A 20504-nucleotide genomic window follows, 5' to 3' on the forward strand; every position below is an offset into this window, starting at 1 on the left:
GGAATCGTTTTTTCTGTTAAACCTTAATACGGTTTAATCGTTTTTGTAAATTGGTTTTTGTTTTGGAGGCTTTTAGCTGTTTGACAGCGCTTTGAGCCGCTGCTTTTGTTTTCTTTGTTCGTTTGGTTTCTGCTTTTTTGACCTTTTGTTTAGCGTCCGTCACTTTCTTTTGATAAGCGACTTGTTTTTTAACTTTGTCGAGCCGGTTTTGCAGGCTTGTTTTTTCTTTGCCTTTATTTAGTTTTTTGATGGCCGTTTGAGCACTCTTAATAGCGCCCTGTGTTTTGTTCTTTTCGGCTGTTTTGACCTTTGCACGTGCCGAGCGGATATCAATGGCTGCTTGGACTTTCTTCACCCGTTCTGTGAGTGCTGTTTTTTGCTTGCTTGCAGTGAGCCGCCCAATTCTCGTTTTGGCTTGATTGACATCTGCCTGCTTTTTAGATGTTTCGGCTGTTTTGACCGCACTTGCCGCAGCCTTTAAAAAGGTGGATTGCGGCACATATTGCACGCGGCCATAGCCGAATTGCGGATCCTTCCCTTTTGCGCCAAGATCCACTGTATAGCTGCGCAATAAAGTGCGAAGCTGTGCATTTGTTTTCTTCGGATGAAGCTGCTTTAACAGTGCCAGCATTCCTGTGACATGCGGTGCAGCTTGTGATGTCCCCGTTGCATACCAATATTCATTTTTTAAATAAGTGCTGATGACGTTCTCGCCAGGGGCAGAAAATTCAATCCCTTTTCCTGTATTCGAGATAGATGCGAGTTTATCTTTGGAAGTTGTTGCAGAAACGGCAATGACACTATTGTAAGCAGCAGGGTAGCTAATATAATTCTTTTTCCCATCATTTCCGCTTGCAGCAACCACGAGCAGTCCTTTTTTATAGGCTTCATCTACTGCTGAACGCAAGATGGGGATATTGTCTTCAAAGCCTAAACTTAAATTAATAATGTCCATCTTGTTGGTAATCGCCCAATCGATGCCTCGAAGCAGACTATACAGGTCGCCTTCTCCCTTTTTATCTAACACTTTCACAGCATACAGCTTCACACCGGAAGCGACGCCGACTGTTCCATAATCGTTATTAAGCGCACCAATCGTGCCGGCGACATGTGTGCCATGTCCTTCATCATCTTTATAAGAGGATGTGTAGTTCACGAATGATTTACCGCCGGATACCTTTAAATCCTCGTGTGAGAAAATACCAGTATCTAAAACGGCTACTTTTACATTTTTACCAGTAACGCCTTCTTTTATTGCTTGCTTGATATTTAGTTTTTGCAGATTGTAAGATTTTTGTACCAATGCATCTTGATTAGTAGCAGCGGCTGTTTTCTTCATAGTAGAAGCCGCGAGTTTAACCTTTACGTTTTTTGAGACGTAAGCGATGTTTGGGTCTTTTTTGAGTGAGGTGACCGCTTGTTCATCTGCTGTCACAGCGACAGCGGGAAGATGTATGTACTGTACGTTCACTTTCTCACTTTCCTCAATCGCTGTTTGTTTTCCTTTTTGATTTTTATAGACGATGATGACATCTGTTTCTTTTGGCGGTGCAGCTGCCTGCGAATGGAAGGGCAAAGCAGTCGTCAACGCAAGAAGAAACGCAATGACGATAAGTAATTTCCTTTTCAATGCGTGGCTCCTCTCATCCGATGATCTCGGTCTTTTTTTCTCTATTATATCGGAGAAAGCAGAGGGATGGGATAGTAGAATTGTCGTCTTGTTCAGAAAGTTATTTTTACAAGTAACCTGAAATTGAAATTCATAGAATTCTAGTAGACAATAGAGACATCATGATAAGAGAAAGAAGGACATGCTGATGAACGTAAAAGAGTATATGACGTATGATGCGGCTGGCTTGGCAGCACTTGTGCAGAATAAGCAGGTAAAGCCCGAGGAGCTTATGCAGGCGGCATTTGATAGATTGAATGAGGTCAATCCAGAACTAAACGCTGTGATACGGACGAGACAAGAACAAGTTTTAAAAGACATCAAGGAGTTACATGAGTATCAGCCATTTGCTGGTGTTCCGTTTGTGCTGAAAAATATATCGCAAGGGATTAAAAATGAATCGCTGACAGCAGGAGCTTTGCTGTTAAAGGATGTAAAAGCAAATTCGGATTCGCACTTTGTTGATCGGTTGAAGCAGGCTGGTTTTCTCATGATCGGACATACAAATACACCGGAATTCGGTTTAAGAAATGTGACAGAGCCTGCTTTACATGGTCCAACGAGAAATCCTTGGAATACGGACTATTCTCCGGGCGGCTCAAGCGGCGGGACAGCAGCAGCTGTTGCAAGCGGCATTGTACCTGCTGGCGGAGCAAGTGATGGCGGTGGTTCCATCCGGATTCCAGCATCCTTTACCGGTTTGTTCGGCCTTAAGCCCACGCGGGGGAGAACGCCGGTAGGCCCAGGCGCAGGAAGGCAGTGGCAAGGGGCTTCCATCGACTTTACACTCACAAAAACAGTGCGGGACAGTGCAGCCCTTCTTGATCTACTTCAAGTCATTCAGCCTGAAGCTGCTTTCCAAACTCCGTTATACGATGGCAGTTACCAAGAGGATCTGGCGAAACGTACATCTTCTATGCGAATTGCTTACAGCGTAGAATCTCCAGTTGGCACGAAGGTCAGTGAGGAGGCGAAGCGGGCGGTTCAGCAAACAGTGAAATGGCTGAGTGAGCAGGGTCATCAAGTAGAAGAAGCCAAGCCAGAAATTGATGGGGTTCATCTCATGCAGCAATATTACGTGATGAACAGCGGAGAAATGTCTGCGTTATTCACTTTCTTGTCTCGTTCGTTAGGGCGTCCAGTAAAGCCGGAGGAAACGGACATCGTGGCATGGGTGCTGGCGGAGGCTGGCAAGAATGTGACCGCTGCTGCTTATACAGAAAGTCTTGATGCGTGGGATCGGGCTGCTGCACAAATGGCATCTTTTCATCAAACCTACGATCTCTATGTGACACCAGCTACTGCCTATTCAGCTCCAAAGGTAGGTGAGCTTATGCATTCAGATCAGGAAACAGCCGCACTTTTACGTGTGTCATCCCTTTCAATGCAAGCACAGCAGGATCTTATTTATGACATGTTCCTCAAGAGCTTGACCTACACCCCATTTACACAGCTTGCCAACTTAACAGGTCAGCCATCAATGAGTGTTCCTGTTCATCTGACTAGCGCGGGCATGCCTTTAGGGGTACAGGTGACAGCACCTAAAGGAAAAGAGGACTGGCTGCTCAGGCTTGCAGCGGAAATGGAGACATCCTCGATTTGGAAAGGAACTAGTCAATTAAATCGATAACGCATGATCAGCGACTTTGGTCTATGGAGGGAAAAGAGTGTCACACGTGAGTACGAAGGACAAAATCATTCAAACGGCAGCACTTCTTTTACGTAAACAGGGATACCATGCGACAGGATTGAATCAAATTATCAGAGAGAGCGGCACACCTAAAGGCTCTCTTTATTATTACTTTCCAAATGGAAAAGAAGAGCTGGCTATTGCATCTGTTGAACACATTAGTCAAAAGGTCATTAATCAAATTGAAGAAGGCTTTGCCTATTCGGATGACCCATATATCGCCATCGATCGTTTTATGACAAAGATCATTCGAGGATTTATGGAGAACGAAAGTGAAAGAGGGATTCCAATTGTCTTGCTGGCGGCAGAGTCCAAGCCTGAAAACGCGCAGCTTCATGCTGCATGCAAACAAGAAATGATCCGCTGGCAGGAGCTTGTAAAAGAAAAGCTAATGAACAGCGGGTATGAAGAAAACAAAGCGGATGAGCTGGCTTCTCTCCTTCACTCAATGGTCATCGGGGGTTTATCGATGACCACTGCACTCAAACAAACGACCCCTTTAGAACACGTAAAAAGTTACCTTAGACATTTATTTATGCGAGATGAGTAAAATCTCTCGCATATTGTCTATCTATTATATCAATTGGTCTATATAATATAGATAGTCAATTTGTCACGAGGAGTGATGGGATGTCGGAGCAACCGCAATCGATGAAGCAATCCGAAGGTACCTCTTTTTATACCGTGTCTGGTTCCGGAAAGCTGTATGGGCTGGAGAATCAGCTTGTTCATATGCTGGCAGAAGCAAATCAAACGAATCAGCTGTTTGAGCTTGCCTTAATCACAGGGGGGAAAGGAGCTTATTTCCCGCTGCACTGTCATGAGCACTTATTTGAAACTATTTTTGTGCTGGAAGGAAAGCTTGAAGTGATGCTGGACGGTAAAAAATACATGGCCACAGCCTTTGATTATATTCATATCCCGCCCAAAACGATTCATGGCTACAGAATGCATAGTCATAAAACAAGATTTATTTCATATACGCTGGGCGGAAAAATGACAGATGTCTATCAGCAAATTGGAAAGAGGCTTTTTCAGAATGAATGGTCTATGACACATCATGCTTTTGATGCAGCCAGTTTTCAGCAGGCTGAAAAAGAAAGCGATATCATCCTGATGCATGGAATCAGAGAACTGTCTAATACAACGAGGCCCTCCGTTTTATTTCATAGTCAGCTTCCTCACGAGGTACAGCCTTATGTATTAGAGGCTGGTGAAGGGAAGCAATACATCATTGATGGCCAAATTCATGAGCTGATTGCAACAGTAGAAACAACAGGAGGCGGATTCAGTCATTTTGTGGTTGAAGGAGCGAAGGAGAAATATTTCCCGCCGCATTATCATCAAGTTCATACAGAAGCAATCTATTGTGTTGAAGGGAAGATGAACCTTCATTTGAACGGAGAGGATATTTGCTTGATGCCGGGTGACTTTGCCTATATCCCGCCGGATACGATTCACTCTTATGAATTTGTGTCTCATTCAAATAAAATGTTGGTTTTGCTGCTTCCAGGAGAAATTGAGCAGGTGTATGAACAGTTTGAAGAATCTCCAAGCCCAAGTATATGTCCTTATTTTATTCAAGAAGGGAACTTCATGTTCGATCGGGAGACTTCAACTCAATATGATTTGTTTTTTGTCGAAAAAGATTAACTGTGTAACGCGTTACACAACATCATGAGTCTGTCGAAACAATCGACAGGCTTTTTTTGTTTTTTGCCTCCTCCACATAAATTGCTCATTTGATGAATGAACCATTCATTCAAGGTGAAGCTATGTAAAGATGATTTGAGCTAAAGGAGGAAGTGCATGTGAGAGCTGTTACTTATCAAGGGAAAAATAGCATTGCAGTGAAGAAAGTAGATGCACCGTCGATTCAAGATCGGGAAGATGTGATCATACGTATTACATCAACAGCAATTTGTGGATCAGATTTACATTTGTATCAGGGGAATTTCCCGCTTCCAATCGGCTATGTAATTGGGCATGAACCAATGGGGGTTGTGGAGGAAGTTGGCCCGGATGTCACAGCCGTAAAAAAGGGAGACCGTGTCGTCATTCCATTTACTGTTGCATGTGGTAAATGCCAATATTGCGATCATCACTTAGAAAGCCAATGTGACAACTCAAACCCGCACTACGATTCGGGTGGGCTTTTTGGCTATAGTGAGAAATATGGGAATTATCCCGGAGGACAGGCAGAGTATTTACGCGTACCTTTTGGCAACTACACCCCGTTTAAGATTCCAGAGGATTGTGAGCTGGAGGATGAACAATTGCTCTTCTTATCAGATGTCCTGCCAACCGCCTATTGGAGCGTAGAGCACGCAGGTGTGAAAAAAGGCGATACGGTCATCGTGCTAGGCTGTGGTCCTGTTGGGTTAATGGCGCAGCAATTTGCTTGGCAAAAAGGGGCAGAACGTGTGATTGCCGTCGATTACATTGATTACCGCCTGCGGCATGCAAAACGAATGAGCGGCGTGGAGGTCTTTGATTTTACAGAAGATCCCGACATGGGAGAAACGTTAAAGGAGCTCACCAAGGGCGGAGCCGATGTTGTGATTGATTGTGTGGGAATGGACGGAAAGAAGTCGCCGCTTGAAAAAATTGAGCAAAAACTCAAGCTGCAAGGCGGAACGATCGGACCCATTCAAATTGCCACAAAAGCCGTTCGCAAATGTGGAACAGTGCAGATGACGGGTGTGTACGGCGGCCTGTACAACATGTTTCCATTAGGCGCTTTTTTCGCAAGAAACGTCACCCTGAAAATGGGCCAAGCCCCGGCGAGAGGATACATGTCAAAGCTCTATCAAAAAGTGACAAGCGGTGAAATTGATCCTAGAGCGATTATTACTCACAAATTGCCATTAGATGAAGCTGCTCATGCGTACCACATCTTCAACGACAAACAGGATGATTGTATAAAGGTCGTTTTAAAGCCATAAAAAAAGAAGGCTTAGGAGTATTCCTAAGCCTTTAATGTGTGCTCGTCCATCATTTTTTCGATTAATTCAAAAAATGTTTTTTTATCTTCCTCTGAAAGGTGGTTGAACAATTGATTCACAAGCAGCTGGCGATTGTCGATCATTTGTTTAGCAATTTGTTCACCCGATTCAGAGAGTTCAATCCACACAGTACGGCGGTCATTATTATTTCGAGAGCGGATGATCAGCCCTTCGTCTTCTAAGTGATTGAGAGCGGTTGTTGTTGCAGAGGGAGATAATGAAACTTCCTGCAGAATATTTTTCACAGTACATGATTGATGGCGGTAGATGATACGTAAAATAAACCCTTTAACATTCGTGACGTTTTTCGGAATATTTTCTTCATCTATTTGTTTCGTCGCTTTTAAATACTTTGTCAGTGCATGGTCTAACAAACTTGCCTCTAGCTCGAAATGTTGCATTCTCCATACCTCTTTTCCTATTGCATTCGCATTTCCGATCAATTACTAGGTCTATCTTATCATAATAATCAACATGATTTAAACCAAAATGGAAGACGGCTATAAAATTACCTATATTATCAATTAATATAAAGAACAATTCCAAAATGAAATGATTTTACTTTCAGCTGTTTTTATTTTAGAATGTGAATGAGATAAAATCTGCCAACCCAATTCGCTGGAAATTGGCTATTGGAAATCAAACGTTTGGAGATGAAGATATTGAATACTTTACAGGCATTACTAAACGACAGAATGGAACGCTCTTCACAAATTGAAGCGGTAACTGGCGGAGGGGTGTCTTATACATTTGAAGAATATGCAAAACGCATCGACCAGCTTGCTCATTACTTACATCAAAAAGGAATTCGAAAAGGTGACCGCGTTTGCTTTATTTGTCAAAACCATCATCACTTTTCAACGATTATGCTGGCAGCCATTAAAGCAGGTGCAGTCGCAGTTCCGCTTAGCTGGCAGCTTACTTCTTTTGAGCTGGAAGGTATTTTGAAAAAAGCAGAGCCAAAGGCTTTATTTTTTGACCGAGAATTCCGTGATGTGATTGCTGCGGTGAATGTGTCTTTAGACAACTGCCTCATGGTGGAATCTGGTGTAAATGCGAAAACAACGCAGCTGTTTGAAGACATATTGGCTTCAAATGATGGCAGTGATCTTGCGGAAGAGGTATCAGAAGAGGATCTAGCGATGATCTTATTTACCTCTGGGACAACGGGGAATCCAAAAGGCTGTATGGTCGGACATGGACGAATCTATCAATTTTTAACAAGACGCGGGAATCGAGGATTTGATTTGAAAGGGAAACGGTACTTGGCGAGTCATCCTCTCTATCATATGAGTTCAATTAATCATCTGATCGCCGCTGCGATTGAAGGGTATACACTTGTTTTCTTACATGATGCAACGCCGAAGCGCATTTTAGAAACGATCGAAAAAGAAAGAATAACGTTCATGATGGCTTTCCCATCAGCTTATACGTACATGCTGGAAGAAATGAAGCGCGGTTCGTATGACCTTTCATCCTTTGAAATTGCGATTTCTGGCGGTACGAAGGTGCCGGTCCGTTTGATTAAGGACTACAAAGAAGCAGGCATTCAGATGATGCATGGCTACGGAAGCACGGAAGCATGGGTTGTCAGTGCGTGGCATCCTGCGATGGGCGAGGATAAAATGGGCTCTGCTGGTAAAGTGGATCCAGATGTAGAAGTGAAAATCGTTCATCCTGAGACTGAGGAAACACTGCCAGCTGGAGAAATTGGCGAAGTCGTCATGAGAAGCCCATTTTATTTCTTAGGCTATTATCATCAGCCTGACGCTACTGCGAAGGTGCTCAAAGATGGCTGGTTCTATATGGGAGATGCAGGCTATCTAGATGAAGACGGGTTTCTATTTATAACAGGCAGATACAAAGATGTGATTTTATACGGTGGAGATAATATCTATCCTGATCAAGTAGAAGAAGTCATTGAACAAATTCCAGGTGTGATTGAATCAGCTGTCATCGGGGTGCCGGACGAATTATATGGTGAAGTGCCAAGTGCATATATCGTAAAAGACGAATCCGCCGATTTCTGCGAAGAAGATGTGGTGAACTATTGTCAGGAACGTTTGGCAGATTACAAAGTGCCATCCATTCATTTCATCAGTGATCTGCCAAAAAACAAGCTTGGTAAAATTATGAAGAAAGATTTACGTGAATTGGTTGTGAATGCTTAGTACCTATTCTGCTATAATGAAATTTGAATGATTTTTTGTTTTTCTAACGTTTTGGAGGGAAAGGGTTTGCGACATATTCTTCGTAAGAAACACGTTCACGATTTGTTGGAACAGAGCAGACAGCAAAAGGTAAAGAAAACGCTGGGCGGGCTCGATCTCACGCTTCTTGGTATAGGGGCAGTGATTGGCACAGGGGTTATGGTGTTAACTGGTATTACAGCGGCTAAGGATGCAGGACCCGCTGTTATTTTCTCCTTTGCGATTGCAGCCATTGTGTGCAGCTTGGCAGCACTTTGTTATGCAGAAATGGCTTCAGCGCTTCCTGTATTCGGCAGTGCGTACATTTATTCATATACGACCATGGGCGAGCTTGTAGGCCATTTGATGGGCTGGACCTTATTGTCTGTTTATATGCTGACTGCTTCAGCTGTTGCCAGTGGCTGGTCGAGTTATTTCAACAGCTTGCTTGAGGGATTTGGAATTTCTATTCCGCATCAATTCTTAGCGGGGCCGGAGCAAGGCGGATATATGAATCTGCCGGCGATTATCATTGCTCTACTGATTGCGTGGATCTTATCTAGAGGAACGAAGGAAAGTAAAAAATTTAATAATATCATGGTGTTTGTGAAACTCGGTATTATTGTTCTTTTCATTGTAGTAGGCGGCTTTTATGTACAGCCATCCAATTGGCAGCCGTTTATGCCGTTTGGCGCAGAAGGTGTCATTGCCGGTGCTGCGGCTGTATTTTTTGCCTTTTTAGGGTTTGATGCAATTTCTGCTTCAGCAGAAGAGGTGAAAAATCCGCAGCGGAACCTGCCAATTGGGATCATAGGTTCATTACTTATTTGTACGATCATTTACATTGTCGTTTGTTTGGTCATGACAGGCATGGTGCACTATACACAGCTGAATGTCACAGAGGCTATGTCCTATGTCCTGCAAAGTGTACATCAAAATAGCGTGGCTGGTATTATTTCTGTTGGTGCGGTCATTGGATTGATGGCTGTGATTTTCGCCAATAATTATGCAGCAACTCGAATTGCCTATGCGATGGGCCGAGACGGACTTTTGCCTAAAGTGTTTTCAAAAACAAACAAAAGCGATACGCCTGTTGCTAGCATATGGATGATTGGCGGAATGACAGCTGTTATTTCAGGCTTTATTGATTTGAAGGATCTGTCCAACTTAGCGAATATCGGTGCGTTATTAACGTTTGCCATGGTCAGTTTATCTGTGCTTATTTTGAGAAAAACACATCAGCAGCTTGAGAGGGGCTTCAGGGTTCCTTTTGTGCCGGTTTTGCCGATTATATCAATGGGCTGCTGCTTGTTCCTTATGCTCAACTTACCAGGCCGGACATGGCTTTACTTTGGGGTTTGGCTGTTAATCGGTGTCGTCATGTATGCAGCGTATTCAAACAAACATAGTGAATTTGCGAAATCTTCATGAGAAAAAGGTGCAAATCCGTTGACGATTTGTGCCTTTTTTCATACGATTTGGGATAAGCTATAAAAGAGATGATGAACGGAACAAGAGGAGGATGAGGGATATGATTAGTGTTAGTCCTTATATTGTTGTAGAAGATGTGAAAGAATCTCTTCAATATTATCAAGGGATTTTTGGTGGGGATATTCAGATCTTAAATGAACATCAAGACCGTGTCCTGCATGCTGAATTGCACCTTGGGGGATCACTGCTTCATTTTTCAGATACATTTGGACGCACGCCAAAGCCAGAGAATCTCAGATTGATCATGCAGTTTGACAATGAAGAAGAACTAAAGGCTGTCTATGAAGCGCTGGAAGCTGATGGAGATGTACTGGTCGAATTACAGGATACCTTCTTTGGCGCACTTCACGGACAAGTACAGGACCGGAAAAATGGGTTGATCTGGGTTCTGAATTATATGAAATAGACGAAGACCTTCACGAGTGTGAAGTTTCAGCGTGTAGACAAACCCTCGCATTCGGTGTCAGGTCTGCGCTCCGGTGCTCACGAATGTCAAATTCGCTCCGCTCCGATGCTCGTCCTTCCTAGACTTCAAAGGTTTTCTATCACGCTGAAAAGAAGACAAAGGGCTAAAATCAAGATCATTTTAGCCCTTTGTCAACAATCTGTACCTTCACGAGTGTGAAGGTTTTTTTGTGAGTGTTTTTATTTTCTGAAAAATGGAAAATATGCTATGTTGGAAGAATAAAAGGACAAGGAGAAGGGTGGCAAAGGAATGGAACAAATTGAGTTTCAATCAATCCAAACAAATGGTGTAACACTTCATACAGCAATGGCTGGACCAGAAAATGGCCCGCTGCTTGTGCTGCTCCACGGGTTTCCTGAGTTTTGGTACGGCTGGAAAAATCAAATCATCCCCTTGGCTGAGGCAGGCTATCGTGTTGTTGTTCCTGATCAAAGAGGCTACCATCTAAGTGACAAGCCAGAAGGAGTCGAATCCTACGTATTAGATAAACTGAGAGATGATATTGTGGGTTTGATCAAGACGCTGAGCCCGAACCAAAAGGCGATTGTTGGCGGACATGACTGGGGCGGAGCTGTTGCTTGGCATTTGGCTTCAACCCGTTCTCAATATGTCGAGAAATTAATCATTGTCAATATGCCGCATCCGCGGGTGATGATGAAGGTTCTTCCTTTTTATCCGCCGCAGTGGAAGAAAAGCTCCTATATCGCTTTTTTTCAGCTTCCGAATGCTCCAGAGGCAGCACTTCAAGAAAATCATTTTCAAAAGCTGGATGAAGCCATTGGGCTGACGGCAAGACCGCATTTGTTCACGAAGGAAGATGTCTCAAGCTACAAGCTCGCTTGGACGCAGCCAGGCGCCTTGACCTCAATGCTGAATTGGTATCGAGCCATCAAAAAAGGCGGCTTTGAAAAGCCAATTTCCAAACGAATTCTCGTTCCTGTTCGCATGATCTGGGGGATGGAGGACAAATTTTTAAGCAGAAAGCTGGCGAAGGAAACGATAAAGATCTGTCCAAATGGCCAGCTGATCTTTGTCGATGATGCCTCTCATTGGATCAATCATGAGAAACCAGAGGTCGTCAACAAACTTATACTTGAATTTTTGACATAAAGAAAAAAGCTCTGATCAGTGGGACTGACCCCCGTTTTTGAGACAGGGATCAAAACACCTTTATACAGCCAATTGCCGATAGTTGATCGGTGATTGGTGATTGGTTGTTTAGTTTTGTTTGAATACGAATGTTGTTATAATAATAAATGTATTCTTTGACAGTGCGTTCTACAATGTTGGTTGTAGTTCGATCAATGCTGTTAAGATAGAACGTTTCAGACTTTAGCGAGGAATGAAACGATTCGATGGAGGCATTATCAGCGGGCGTCCCTTTACGGGACATGCTCATGGTAATGCCTTTTATATGAACAGCTTTCTGATACTCGTAAGATGTATACACAGAACCTTGGTCGCTATGTAACACACAGTTTTCAGGCAGTGCTGGGAGCTGATCAAGTGTGTTTAAAATAAAGTCTGTGTCCTGCTTATCACCAATCGTAAACGCAATTACTTCTCCATTATATAAATCCAATATACTGGAAAGGTACAATTGTTTCTGTCCATAAGGCAAATACGTGATGTCCGTTACTAGTTTTTCAAGAGGGCGATCAGATTGAAAGTTCCGATCCAGTATATTACCGGCCACGGCATAGGGCTGCCCATTCTTCTTACGCTTTTTCATTTTAACCCGGCACTGCCACTGGTTTTTCTGCATGATACGTTGAACAGTTTTATGGTTAATATGCATCCTCATTTTTAGTATGGCTGTGATTTTTCGATATCCATATCGATACTTGTGCTCTCGGCACAACGTGCCGATTTGTTCCTCTAGTTGTTTTTTAGAATGATTCTGAGTCAGATCTTTTTTCCATCTATAGTACGAAGCGCGTGAGACGCCTAAATGGACACAGATGTCCTGTACTGTCATTGTTTTGCACAATTCTTCTACCAGTTTGATTGACGTTTCCTTATCAACTTCCTTTCCAATTCGTTGTACTTTTTTAAAACTTCATTCTGTTGACTCAGATAGCGATTTTCTGCCTGCAGTCTCTCTAATTCGGAAGAGTACTCGGGACCCTTTCTATGGGTATATTGTTTTCCAACAGGCTGTTCGAACCGGTGTGTATCCCCAGCCTTATGCCACCTCACCCATGTCTGAACCTGCGTTTTATTTTTGATATTCAATTCCCGCAAAATCTCTTTCATTGATACGCCTGCCAATCTCATTTCTACAGCCTTCTGTTTGACTTCAACCGGATAACTCACTCTTGTCCCCATAGAAAAAACACCTCCATGTTTTATTTCGGATTACAACGATCCGTTTTCAAACTTGAAGGTGTTTTTTATTTGTCTCATCTTATGGGGTCAGTCCCCAGTTGACCAGAGCTTTTTTGATTTATCCGATTTGATTCTTTTTCAATGTAGCAGGTTCGTCGTCCCAGCATTCAATTTTCTCATTGTTTGGAACGGCATTTTTATAGAAAACAGGATCTTTGCCTTCTTTTTTCTGTCTCGTGTAGTCCTTCAGTGCTGCGAAGGCGACCTTAGACAGCATGGTAATGGCGATGAGGTTGACGATGACCATGAGTCCCATGAAGAGATCGGCTAGACCCCAAACGAGAGGAACAGTGGCAACCGCACCGAACAGAACCATTCCAATAACGGCAATTCGATAGATGTTAAGCCAAATTTTGTTCGCTCCAAGGAATTCAATGTTCGTTTCCCCATAGTAATAGTTACCGATCAATGTACTAAACGCGAATAGGAAAATCATGATGGCAAGGAAGCCAGAGGCCCATGGTCCAATGTGCTGACTAAGAGAAGCCTGCGTTAATTCAATTCCTTGCAGGTTTGTTGTTTTATACGCATCAGAAAACAGAACAAGGAAGGCAGTGCTTGTACAAATAATTAACGTATCTGTTAACACGCCGAATGCTTGGATTAATCCTTGTTTAACAGGGTGGCTGGTGACAGCTGTTGCTGCTGCGTTAGGTGCACTACCCATACCGGCTTCATTCGAGAAAAGACCGCGTTTAATTCCTTGTAATAAGGCACCGCCTAGCGTACCGCCAGCGAACTGTTCAAAACCGAAGGCGTGTTTCACAATCGTGCTGATGACACCAGGAAGTTCCGTGATATTTGTGACAATGACAAAGAACGCAATTCCGATATAAGCAACCGCAAGCACAACGACAATGTATTCAGAAGCCTTTGCGATCGCTTGGATTCCTTTGAAAATGATCGCTGCAAAAATGACAGCCATCACAATACCGACGGTTAAACGGTCTAAACCAAAGGAGTTTTTAAAAGCGACAGTGATCGTATTTGATTGAACCGCATTAAAGACGATTCCAAAAGAAATCGTAATCAGGATCGCAAATAAAATCCCCATCCAGCGCTTGTTTAACCCTTTTTCCATGTAATAAGCAGGTCCACCGCGGAAGCCTGTTTTGTCTTTTACTTTATATACTTGAGCTAGTGTACTTTCAACGAAACTTGAGGCAGATCCAATAATGGCTACGATCCACATCCAAAAAATTGCGCCAGGGCCGCCAATGGCAATAGCGATAGCAATCCCTGTGATATTCCCTGTCCCTACACGTGCTGCCATACTGATGGCAAATGCTTGGAACGGTGATATTCCCTCTTTTTCTTTTCTTCCTTCCTTCAGGACACGCAACATTTCTTTGATCATTCTTACTTGCAGGAAGCGTGTTCTATATGTGAAGTACACCCCAACACCAAGTAACAGAGCAATCACAATATAAGTCCAAATAAAATCATTTGTATGTGTTAAATAAGATAGCAAAGCTTTTTCGTTCATAACATCACCTCTTCGAATTCATCACTGTTCTTTTTAAAAAATACTGAGATCCCACTCTTTGGCGAGCTTTTTCAGCATCATGACACCGGTAATACTATTTCCGCAATCGTCAATGGCGGGACCGTAAATGCCAATTCCACAGCCTGTCTGAAACGGGAACTCTCTTCTTGCGCTTGGCGGAACGCAAGCCATAATGCCTCCAGACACGCCACTTTTGGCTGGAACGCCTACGAAAGCAGCAAAATTCCCAGACGCATTATACATGCCGCATGTCAGCATCAATGCCTTTGTTAGTCTGGCGATATCCTTTGGGATGACTTGGACTTGTTTAAAGGGATGGTAGCCATCACTTGATATAATCAGTCCAATCAAGGCGATGTCCTCTGTTGTGACCTCGATGGAACATTGCTTTAAATACACTTCTAACGTGTCCTCGACATCCGATTCTAAATAATTGGTTTCTTTTAAATAATAAGCAAGTGCCCGATTTCGGTGTGCAGTTGCCCATTCTGATTGATAAACCTCTTCATTAACAGAAGGACGCTTACCTATTAAGTTTTCGATTAAATCGAAAATATATGCTAGCTTTTCTGTAGAAGTCTTTCCGGGAAGGATGGAGGATACGGTAATAGCTCCAGCATTAATCATTGGATTAAAGGGCTTCCCTGGTTTGTGCATCTCAAGACGGTAGATGGAATTAAATGCATCACCAGTTGGCTCTACATCTACCCGATCCAAGACGTAAGGTACGCCTCTTCCTAAACAGGCAGCTATAAAGCTGATGACTTTTGAGATACTTTGTAGGGTAAAGGGAACGTCCCAATCACCATATCGTACAGATGATCCATCTGGGCCTATCACGCTGATACCAAGTTGAGAGGAATTCACTTTTCCAAGTGCTGGAATGTAGCCAGCATTCTGCCCGTTTGTGTAATACGGACGTATTTCTTCTGCCCATTGATCAACAGAAGACTGGCATGCGTGTTGTGTATTTTTAGAAATTGCTGTTTTCATACGATTCCTCCAATCAAAAATCAAAAAGTACCCTATTGAATTGACGGATGACAAAAAATGCGATCAAATAGGCACGAAAACATGTTACACATCTTCAAAGAACTTGTCATGCGCTGCTTGCACCACTCCTTTACACCTAAATATATGTACAAATGAAGGCATTGTCGGCGGAAAAACAAAAAGGGTTTTTAGTGAAAATTCAGAAAACGCTTACATATAGTTTCACTAAAATTGTTCATTCAATTTATCTTGGAAACTACACAATCTGACGTAAATCTACAGAAAAACTTACAAATAAAAATCAGTCTGTCGATTATTGTCGTCAATGCTCAAAACACTGAATAGCTGAAAGGTCACCTTGCTGCCCCGGAGAATAGTCATAAAAAAGGGTTTTGAGGATAAAAGGAGAAGTGAAAATTATTTTTTTGTACATTGTGGAGAAAAGAGACTCCTTGTATACTGTGGCTATGCAAACAGGGGAAGGGATGTCAGTCATTTGAGTTTAAATCAGCTTGTCAAAAAGGACGCATTCATTTTAATTTTTATGATGGTCATTGTGCCGCTTGCAGGAGAGCTGAAGTTTTATCCTGTGAATGAGACGTTTCGCATCAGCTTTGGCGCACCTGCGTTTTTCTTTTGCTTATTACTCTTAAGAAAATCTAGACCGCTATTGCCGGGATTTTTAACAGGCGCAGCTATTGTGCTTTTTCGGGTAGGCTTAGATTTGATTCAGCAGAATGCTGATCTAGCTTCTTCATTTTATCAGCAATTCCCAAGCTTCTTTTTCTATTTCACTTATGCTTTCCTGTTTTTTGCCGTCCGTACGGGACGCTTTAAACAGCGCTCTATTTTCATTGGGATCATCGGTTTGATGATCGAATTAGTTGCTGATTTTGTCGAGCTGTTTGTACAATTTTTAGTGTTTGATACAACGATGACCTTATCAAAGCTGAGCGATATGTTCCTCATTGCGTTTGCTCACAGCTTTGTGGTGATCAGTTTTTTTAATATGATGAAGCTGTATGAGGCGCAATCAAGAGAAAAGCAGATCATGAAACAAAATGAGCATATGATGATGGTCATTTCGAATTTATACGAAGAAACGGTGCATTTAAAGAAAACGTTAAAACATACAGAGCATATTACACAGGAATCATACCGGCTTTACCGTCTGCTGCATGAACACGAAGCAGGGAAAAAATTGAGTCAGGAGCTGTTAAAGCTTGCAGGAGAAATTCATGAAGTGAAAAAGGATAATCAGCGTATTTATGCTGGGCTTTCGAAGCTGATTTCGAAGGAAAATATGCAAGACTATATGAAGGCGGAAGAGCTCGTTCAAATTGTGATCCGCATTCAAGAGAAGTATGCTCTATCTCTTGGGAAAAACATCTCCTTTACATCTGATATAAAGGGCATTCATCTGCATGATTATCATGTGTTTATTTTCTTATCGCTGATTAATAATTTAATGGCCAATGCAGTCGAAGCAATAAAAGATGCCGGGATGATCTCACTCGAATTGAAAGGAAGTCATGATAAAATAGAGATTCGGATTGAAGATGATGGACCAGGGATTCCTAAAAAAATGAGAGAGATTGTGTTTGATCCAGGGTATACCTCCAAATTTGATGCATTTGGAACACCGTCTACTGGGATTGGCTTATCCTATGTGAGAGAGCTGGTACAAGAGCTTGGCGGTCATATTCAAATCGAACCAAAAGAAACAAAAGGTACAGCATTTCTGCTTGTCCTTCCTATACAAAATTTAATACAGAGAGGGTGAGTGTATGCGATTCTTCATTGCAGATGATGATCGTGCAATACGCTCGATTTTAGGTCAAATCATAGAGGATGAGGATTTGGGAGAGGTCGTAGATGAAGCGGGTGACGGAGTTGGATTAGAGGCACATTCACTGAACCTCAAGAAAGTAGACATCCTTTTGATTGATCTTTTAATGCCTGCTAGAGATGGCATTCAAACCATCCGCCATATCCACCCTGAATTCAAAGGCAAGGTCATTATGATTTCCCAAGTAGAGGCGAAAGAGATGATGGCAGAAGCCTATGAACTAGGGATTGAATATTATATCCATAAGCCTGTCAATCGCATTGAAATCGTCAGTGTGATTCGAAAAGTCATGGAGCGTATCAAGCTGGAAAAATCGATTTACGATATACAAGCCTCTCTTCGCCACGTGCTGCCATTAGAGCCTGTGATTTCTCAAGGTGCGGGCGCTGAGGCGAAGAGAAGGACGATGAAAGAAGCTGGGGAATTCCTCTTATCTGAGCTGGGAATTGTCGGCGAGAGCGGCTCTAAGGATTTACTGGAGATACTCATCTACTTACATGAAACACAGTCAGCCAATTCTCATGAGGTCAATTTCCCGCCGCTAAAGCAGCTGTTTATCAAAACAGCAGAAAGAAAACTGGCTCATGATGCAACCGATGTAGAGGTGATGCGGGAAGTGAAAGCGGCGGAGCAGCGGATTAGACGAGCTATTCATCATTCCTTGAATCATTTTGCCTCACTAGGATTAACAGATTTCTCAAATCCTAAGTTTGAGCACTACGCGTCGAAGTTTTTCGATTTTACCGATGTCAGCCAAAGAATGAAAGAAATGCAGAAGACATCTTCTCCCGCAGGATCGACGGGCAGAGTCAATACAAAGAAATTCGTACAAATCTTTTATTTTGAGGCAAAGCAGTTATTCGAAGGAATGAGCTGAGGAAAATCTGTTGGTATGATTGGAGAAAATAAACAGAGGAAGTCTGTCTATCCTATGATCTATCGTGATCTGCAGGTGTTTTTATAATTTAACTGATCATTCTGATTTTTCTTTTTTCTTGAAAATAAAACCCTCCTGTGCAATCGTTTGTTAAAATAGTGAGGTTAGACTAGAATGTCGGAGGTTTTATTTTGGGAAAAATTAAACGAAATGCGCTCTGCCCTTGCGGAAGCGGAAAAAAATATAAACATTGCTGTGGTCAAAAATCAGGCGGAGAACAAACGTCTGAGCTTGTGTTTAAGGAAGCTGTACAAGTTCAAAAGGATTTAATGAATTATGCTTTTTCTAAGCATCAAAGAGCGATCAATCAATTCATTAATGAGTTTTCTTTCCTTGCAGATATGGATAAAGAAACGCAACAAATCTCAGTTTTCCATTTGAGTGTATGGGGCATCTTCTTCCGTCCATTAACTGATCAAAAAGAGACCATTTTCCAAGAATTCCTGACGAAGAAGGCAGAGGATATTACCCGTCCGAAAACAAGACAAGTGGTCCAGTCTTGGACAGACATGGAGCCATCATTGCTTTTATTAAATGAAAAAACGGACGAGTCTCTTTACTTTGAGAATATGATAACAGCGGAGAAGGTTGAAGTAGATGTAAAACCTGATCAAACGGTACTGCCTGAAAAAGGAAGTCTCGTGCTCGGTTTTCCTGTTCAATTTGAAGAAAAGGCAGAGTTTTTCATTCAATATACGATGTTTGCGAAAGAGTTTACAGATACTCTTCTTCTTCAGGTCCGCCAGCTTGTTGACGCATATGAAGCAAATGGAGGAGCGCGCAGCACATTTATGAGAGAATCATTCCCTGATGTGCTGAAGTGTATGTTTGCGAAACAAGAAGTAGAAGAATCAGAGACACCTGCTCAAACAGAAGGCGATGCAGGTCTATCAGCAGATCGTATGGACTGGGCAAGTGACGTCCAGCTGGAAACAGCTAAGCTGATTGAAGACGGAATGAAGGAGCACGGTGACCAAAGCCTGACAGATGGTGCTTTAACGGTTTGGAAAGCCTACTGTGATCAGAAATCACCTGTGATCCGTAAAGCAGCGTCATTTGCTGCCGGAATCGAATACTACATTCATTCACTTGCAAGCGATGCCCCGCTATCTCAAGCACAAGTAGCGAAGAAGTATGGTATTAGTGCGTCGACTGTATCGAGCCGTTTTAAAGATATCGAAAAAGCGGTGAAAGAAGAGCAAGAGGCGACAGTATAATATAAAAAAGACGCGGCATCTTCAGAGGCCAGCGTCTTTTTTTAGATTATCTCGTTTTAATAAAACCACTCATGTACTGCTCTGTATTATAATCGTTGAGGTCAATTTTCCATTGACCATCCCCATTACGTTTCATTTTCACTTCATATTCAGCTGGGCTGGAAACGGGAGGAAGTTTTTCGAATTCAGATGCGTACATGTTTAAGCTTTTTTTATACAATTCTTCTTTTGAACGGATTTTTCCGTTGTAAAACTCGTCTCTTTGCTTGTCTAGCTTGTCTTTTAAGTTAGAAGCATCAATGCCTGTTACTTGAGCGACAACTTTTGCTTCGTCATCAGAGATGGTTTTCACACTTGTTTCTACTTTGGCTTTATCCTTCATGGTGTTTTGAATGCGTTTGTACATCGACAGAATATCTCGGTCACTCACTTCATTTCCGTATATTCCTGCACTTCTTTTGAAGTCTTTTACAAACATCTCATGGTATTTATTGACGACATCCGATTGGTTGTCACCCGTTAAATCTGCGAATTCATCGTTCTTTTTATCAAAAACAATAATATCGGTATAAGCGGATAACGCTTTTGCTGGGTTATCCAGCTTTTTTGCTGAATCGAGTATTTTGTTTCCATCTAGGTCGATTTGGATGGAATCACTGTTTTTCTTGATGCTGTCCTGATAGACAAACTGATATTTTTTCCCTTTGTCTACTAGGAAATAAAGTGCTCCTGAAAGTGACTTGCCTTTGTTCAATGAACCAAGGTCAAGACGGTCTTTGCTGCCGTAGAATTTTAAATCAGATACTTTGGCATCGTCCTGATAAAGGGAGAAGTCAGAGTTATATAATGAAAGGGCTTTGTCACCTTTATTTGTGATCGTCAGATTGACTTTTAGTACCAATTCATTGTCTCTCAGGGTAGTTGTTGAGTCTTCTGGTAACGTATATTCGTAGCTATTAACTTTTACCTCTGCTGTTTTCGTTGACTTTTGATCAGCGTCGGTTGATTTGGCTGAGCTCTGGCAGGCTGCAGAGATGATCATCACGAATGAAATCATGAGGAGTGCACTTATTTTTTTAAGATTCACAGTTGATGCTCCTTTG

General features: G+C 42.3%; 16 protein-coding genes and 1 pseudogene. 11 read left to right on the forward strand and 6 right to left on the reverse strand.

What is annotated here, in order from left to right; genetic code table 11:
- Window positions 1-16 precede the first annotated feature (16 nt).
- Window positions 17-1630 (reverse strand): S8 family serine peptidase, encoded by a 1614-nt coding sequence (locus MHH65_RS01485; protein ID WP_255291003.1) that lies wholly within the window; start codon window positions 1628-1630, stop codon window positions 17-19.
- 187 nt (window positions 1631-1817) lie between these two features.
- Here MHH65_RS01485 and MHH65_RS01490 point away from each other — a divergent pair, with 187 nt between their 5' ends.
- The 4 genes from MHH65_RS01490 (at window position 1818) to MHH65_RS01505 (ending at window position 6304) form a co-directional block, all read left to right on the forward strand.
- Window positions 1818-3299, forward strand: a complete 1482-nt coding sequence (locus MHH65_RS01490; RefSeq protein WP_176544483.1) for an amidase — start codon at window positions 1818-1820, stop codon at window positions 3297-3299.
- Window positions 3300-3336: 37 nt separating this feature from the next.
- On the forward strand, window positions 3337-3909 hold the full coding sequence (locus MHH65_RS01495) for a TetR/AcrR family transcriptional regulator (protein ID WP_255291004.1): 573 nt from the start codon (window positions 3337-3339) through the stop codon (window positions 3907-3909).
- Window positions 3910-3989: 80 nt separating this feature from the next.
- Window positions 3990-5012, forward strand: coding sequence for a quercetin 2,3-dioxygenase (locus MHH65_RS01500; protein WP_034283168.1), 1023 nt, complete (start codon window positions 3990-3992; stop codon window positions 5010-5012).
- 158 nt (window positions 5013-5170) lie between these two features.
- A complete protein-coding gene (locus tag MHH65_RS01505; protein ID WP_098677766.1) occupies window positions 5171-6304 on the forward strand; it encodes a zinc-dependent alcohol dehydrogenase in 1134 nt (377 codons plus the stop codon).
- A 23-nt stretch (window positions 6305-6327) separates the two neighbouring features.
- Here MHH65_RS01505 and MHH65_RS01510 read toward each other — a convergent pair whose 3' ends face one another.
- The gene (locus MHH65_RS01510; protein ID WP_012008812.1) at window positions 6328-6765 is read right to left on the reverse strand and encodes a MarR family transcriptional regulator; all 438 of its coding nucleotides are present in this window, start codon (window positions 6763-6765) and stop codon (window positions 6328-6330) included.
- Window positions 6766-7026: 261 nt separating this feature from the next.
- On the opposite strand from MHH65_RS01510, the gene MHH65_RS01515 reads away from it, so the two are divergent.
- The 4 genes from MHH65_RS01515 to MHH65_RS01530 all read left to right on the forward strand — a co-directional run bounded on the left by MHH65_RS01515 (window position 7027) and on the right by MHH65_RS01530 (window position 11620).
- Window positions 7027-8535 carry an AMP-binding protein gene (locus MHH65_RS01515; RefSeq protein ID WP_335351053.1) on the forward strand — a complete coding sequence of 503 codons (1509 nt, stop codon included), beginning with the start codon at window positions 7027-7029 and terminating at the stop codon, window positions 8533-8535.
- 66 nt (window positions 8536-8601) lie between these two features.
- Entirely contained in the window at window positions 8602-9984 is a 1383-nt protein-coding gene (locus tag MHH65_RS01520) for an amino acid permease (protein WP_335351052.1), read from the forward strand.
- Window positions 9985-10084: 100 nt separating this feature from the next.
- Window positions 10085-10450: a VOC family protein gene (locus MHH65_RS01525; protein ID WP_098677769.1), complete on the forward strand. Its 366-nt coding sequence runs from the start codon at window positions 10085-10087 to the stop codon at window positions 10448-10450.
- A 309-nt stretch (window positions 10451-10759) separates the two neighbouring features.
- Window positions 10760-11620: an alpha/beta hydrolase gene (locus MHH65_RS01530; protein WP_024427419.1), complete on the forward strand. Its 861-nt coding sequence runs from the start codon at window positions 10760-10762 to the stop codon at window positions 11618-11620.
- Window positions 11621-11680: 60 nt separating this feature from the next.
- On the opposite strand, the pseudogene MHH65_RS01535 reads toward MHH65_RS01530, so the two are convergent.
- The 3 genes and pseudogenes from MHH65_RS01535 to MHH65_RS01545 form a co-directional block, all read right to left on the reverse strand.
- Window positions 11681-12838 (reverse strand): annotated as a pseudogene (locus MHH65_RS01535) (IS3 family transposase).
- A gap of 118 nt (window positions 12839-12956) precedes the next feature.
- A complete protein-coding gene (locus MHH65_RS01540; protein WP_070326641.1) occupies window positions 12957-14384 on the reverse strand; it encodes an alanine/glycine:cation symporter family protein in 1428 nt (475 codons plus the stop codon).
- 33 nt (window positions 14385-14417) lie between these two features.
- A complete protein-coding gene (locus tag MHH65_RS01545) occupies window positions 14418-15398 on the reverse strand; it encodes a glutaminase (RefSeq protein ID WP_024427212.1) in 981 nt (326 codons plus the stop codon).
- A gap of 496 nt (window positions 15399-15894) precedes the next feature.
- On the opposite strand from MHH65_RS01545, the gene MHH65_RS01550 reads away from it, so the two are divergent.
- The 3 genes from MHH65_RS01550 (at window position 15895) to MHH65_RS01560 (ending at window position 19401) form a co-directional block, all read left to right on the forward strand.
- Window positions 15895-17181 (forward strand): sensor histidine kinase, encoded by a 1287-nt coding sequence (locus MHH65_RS01550; protein WP_098677388.1) that lies wholly within the window; start codon window positions 15895-15897, stop codon window positions 17179-17181.
- Between the two features lie 4 nt (window positions 17182-17185).
- A complete protein-coding gene (locus MHH65_RS01555; protein ID WP_034283187.1) occupies window positions 17186-18124 on the forward strand; it encodes a response regulator in 939 nt (312 codons plus the stop codon).
- A gap of 191 nt (window positions 18125-18315) precedes the next feature.
- Window positions 18316-19401: an SEC-C metal-binding domain-containing protein gene (locus MHH65_RS01560; protein ID WP_034283189.1), complete on the forward strand. Its 1086-nt coding sequence runs from the start codon at window positions 18316-18318 to the stop codon at window positions 19399-19401.
- 46 nt (window positions 19402-19447) lie between these two features.
- On the opposite strand, the gene MHH65_RS01565 is transcribed toward MHH65_RS01560, so the two are convergent.
- The gene (locus tag MHH65_RS01565; RefSeq protein WP_056764972.1) at window positions 19448-20488 is read right to left on the reverse strand and encodes a DUF4352 domain-containing protein; all 1041 of its coding nucleotides are present in this window, start codon (window positions 20486-20488) and stop codon (window positions 19448-19450) included.
- Window positions 20489-20504: the final 16 nt, after the last annotated feature.

Origin of the sequence: Bacillus sp. FSL L8-0654, assembly GCF_038629965.1 — a bacterium.
Lineage (GTDB): Bacteria > Bacillota > Bacilli > Bacillales > Bacillaceae > Bacillus > Bacillus safensis.

Coding starts and splice junctions, on each gene's coding strand:
- MHH65_RS01530 (WP_024427419.1), top strand. CDS start 10,760: ATGGAACAAATTGAGTTTCAATCAATCCAAACAAATGGTGTAACACTT.
- MHH65_RS01545 (WP_024427212.1), bottom strand. CDS start 15,398: ATGAAAACAGCAATTTCTAAAAATACACAACACGCATGCCAGTCTTCT.
- MHH65_RS01555 (WP_034283187.1), top strand. CDS start 17,186: ATGCGATTCTTCATTGCAGATGATGATCGTGCAATACGCTCGATTTTA.
- MHH65_RS01510 (WP_012008812.1), bottom strand. CDS start 6,765: ATGCAACATTTCGAGCTAGAGGCAAGTTTGTTAGACCATGCACTGACA.
- MHH65_RS01525 (WP_098677769.1), top strand. CDS start 10,085: ATGATTAGTGTTAGTCCTTATATTGTTGTAGAAGATGTGAAAGAATCT.
- MHH65_RS01500 (WP_034283168.1), top strand. CDS start 3,990: ATGTCGGAGCAACCGCAATCGATGAAGCAATCCGAAGGTACCTCTTTT.
- MHH65_RS01490 (WP_176544483.1), top strand. CDS start 1,818: ATGAACGTAAAAGAGTATATGACGTATGATGCGGCTGGCTTGGCAGCA.
- MHH65_RS01540 (WP_070326641.1), bottom strand. CDS start 14,384: ATGAACGAAAAAGCTTTGCTATCTTATTTAACACATACAAATGATTTT.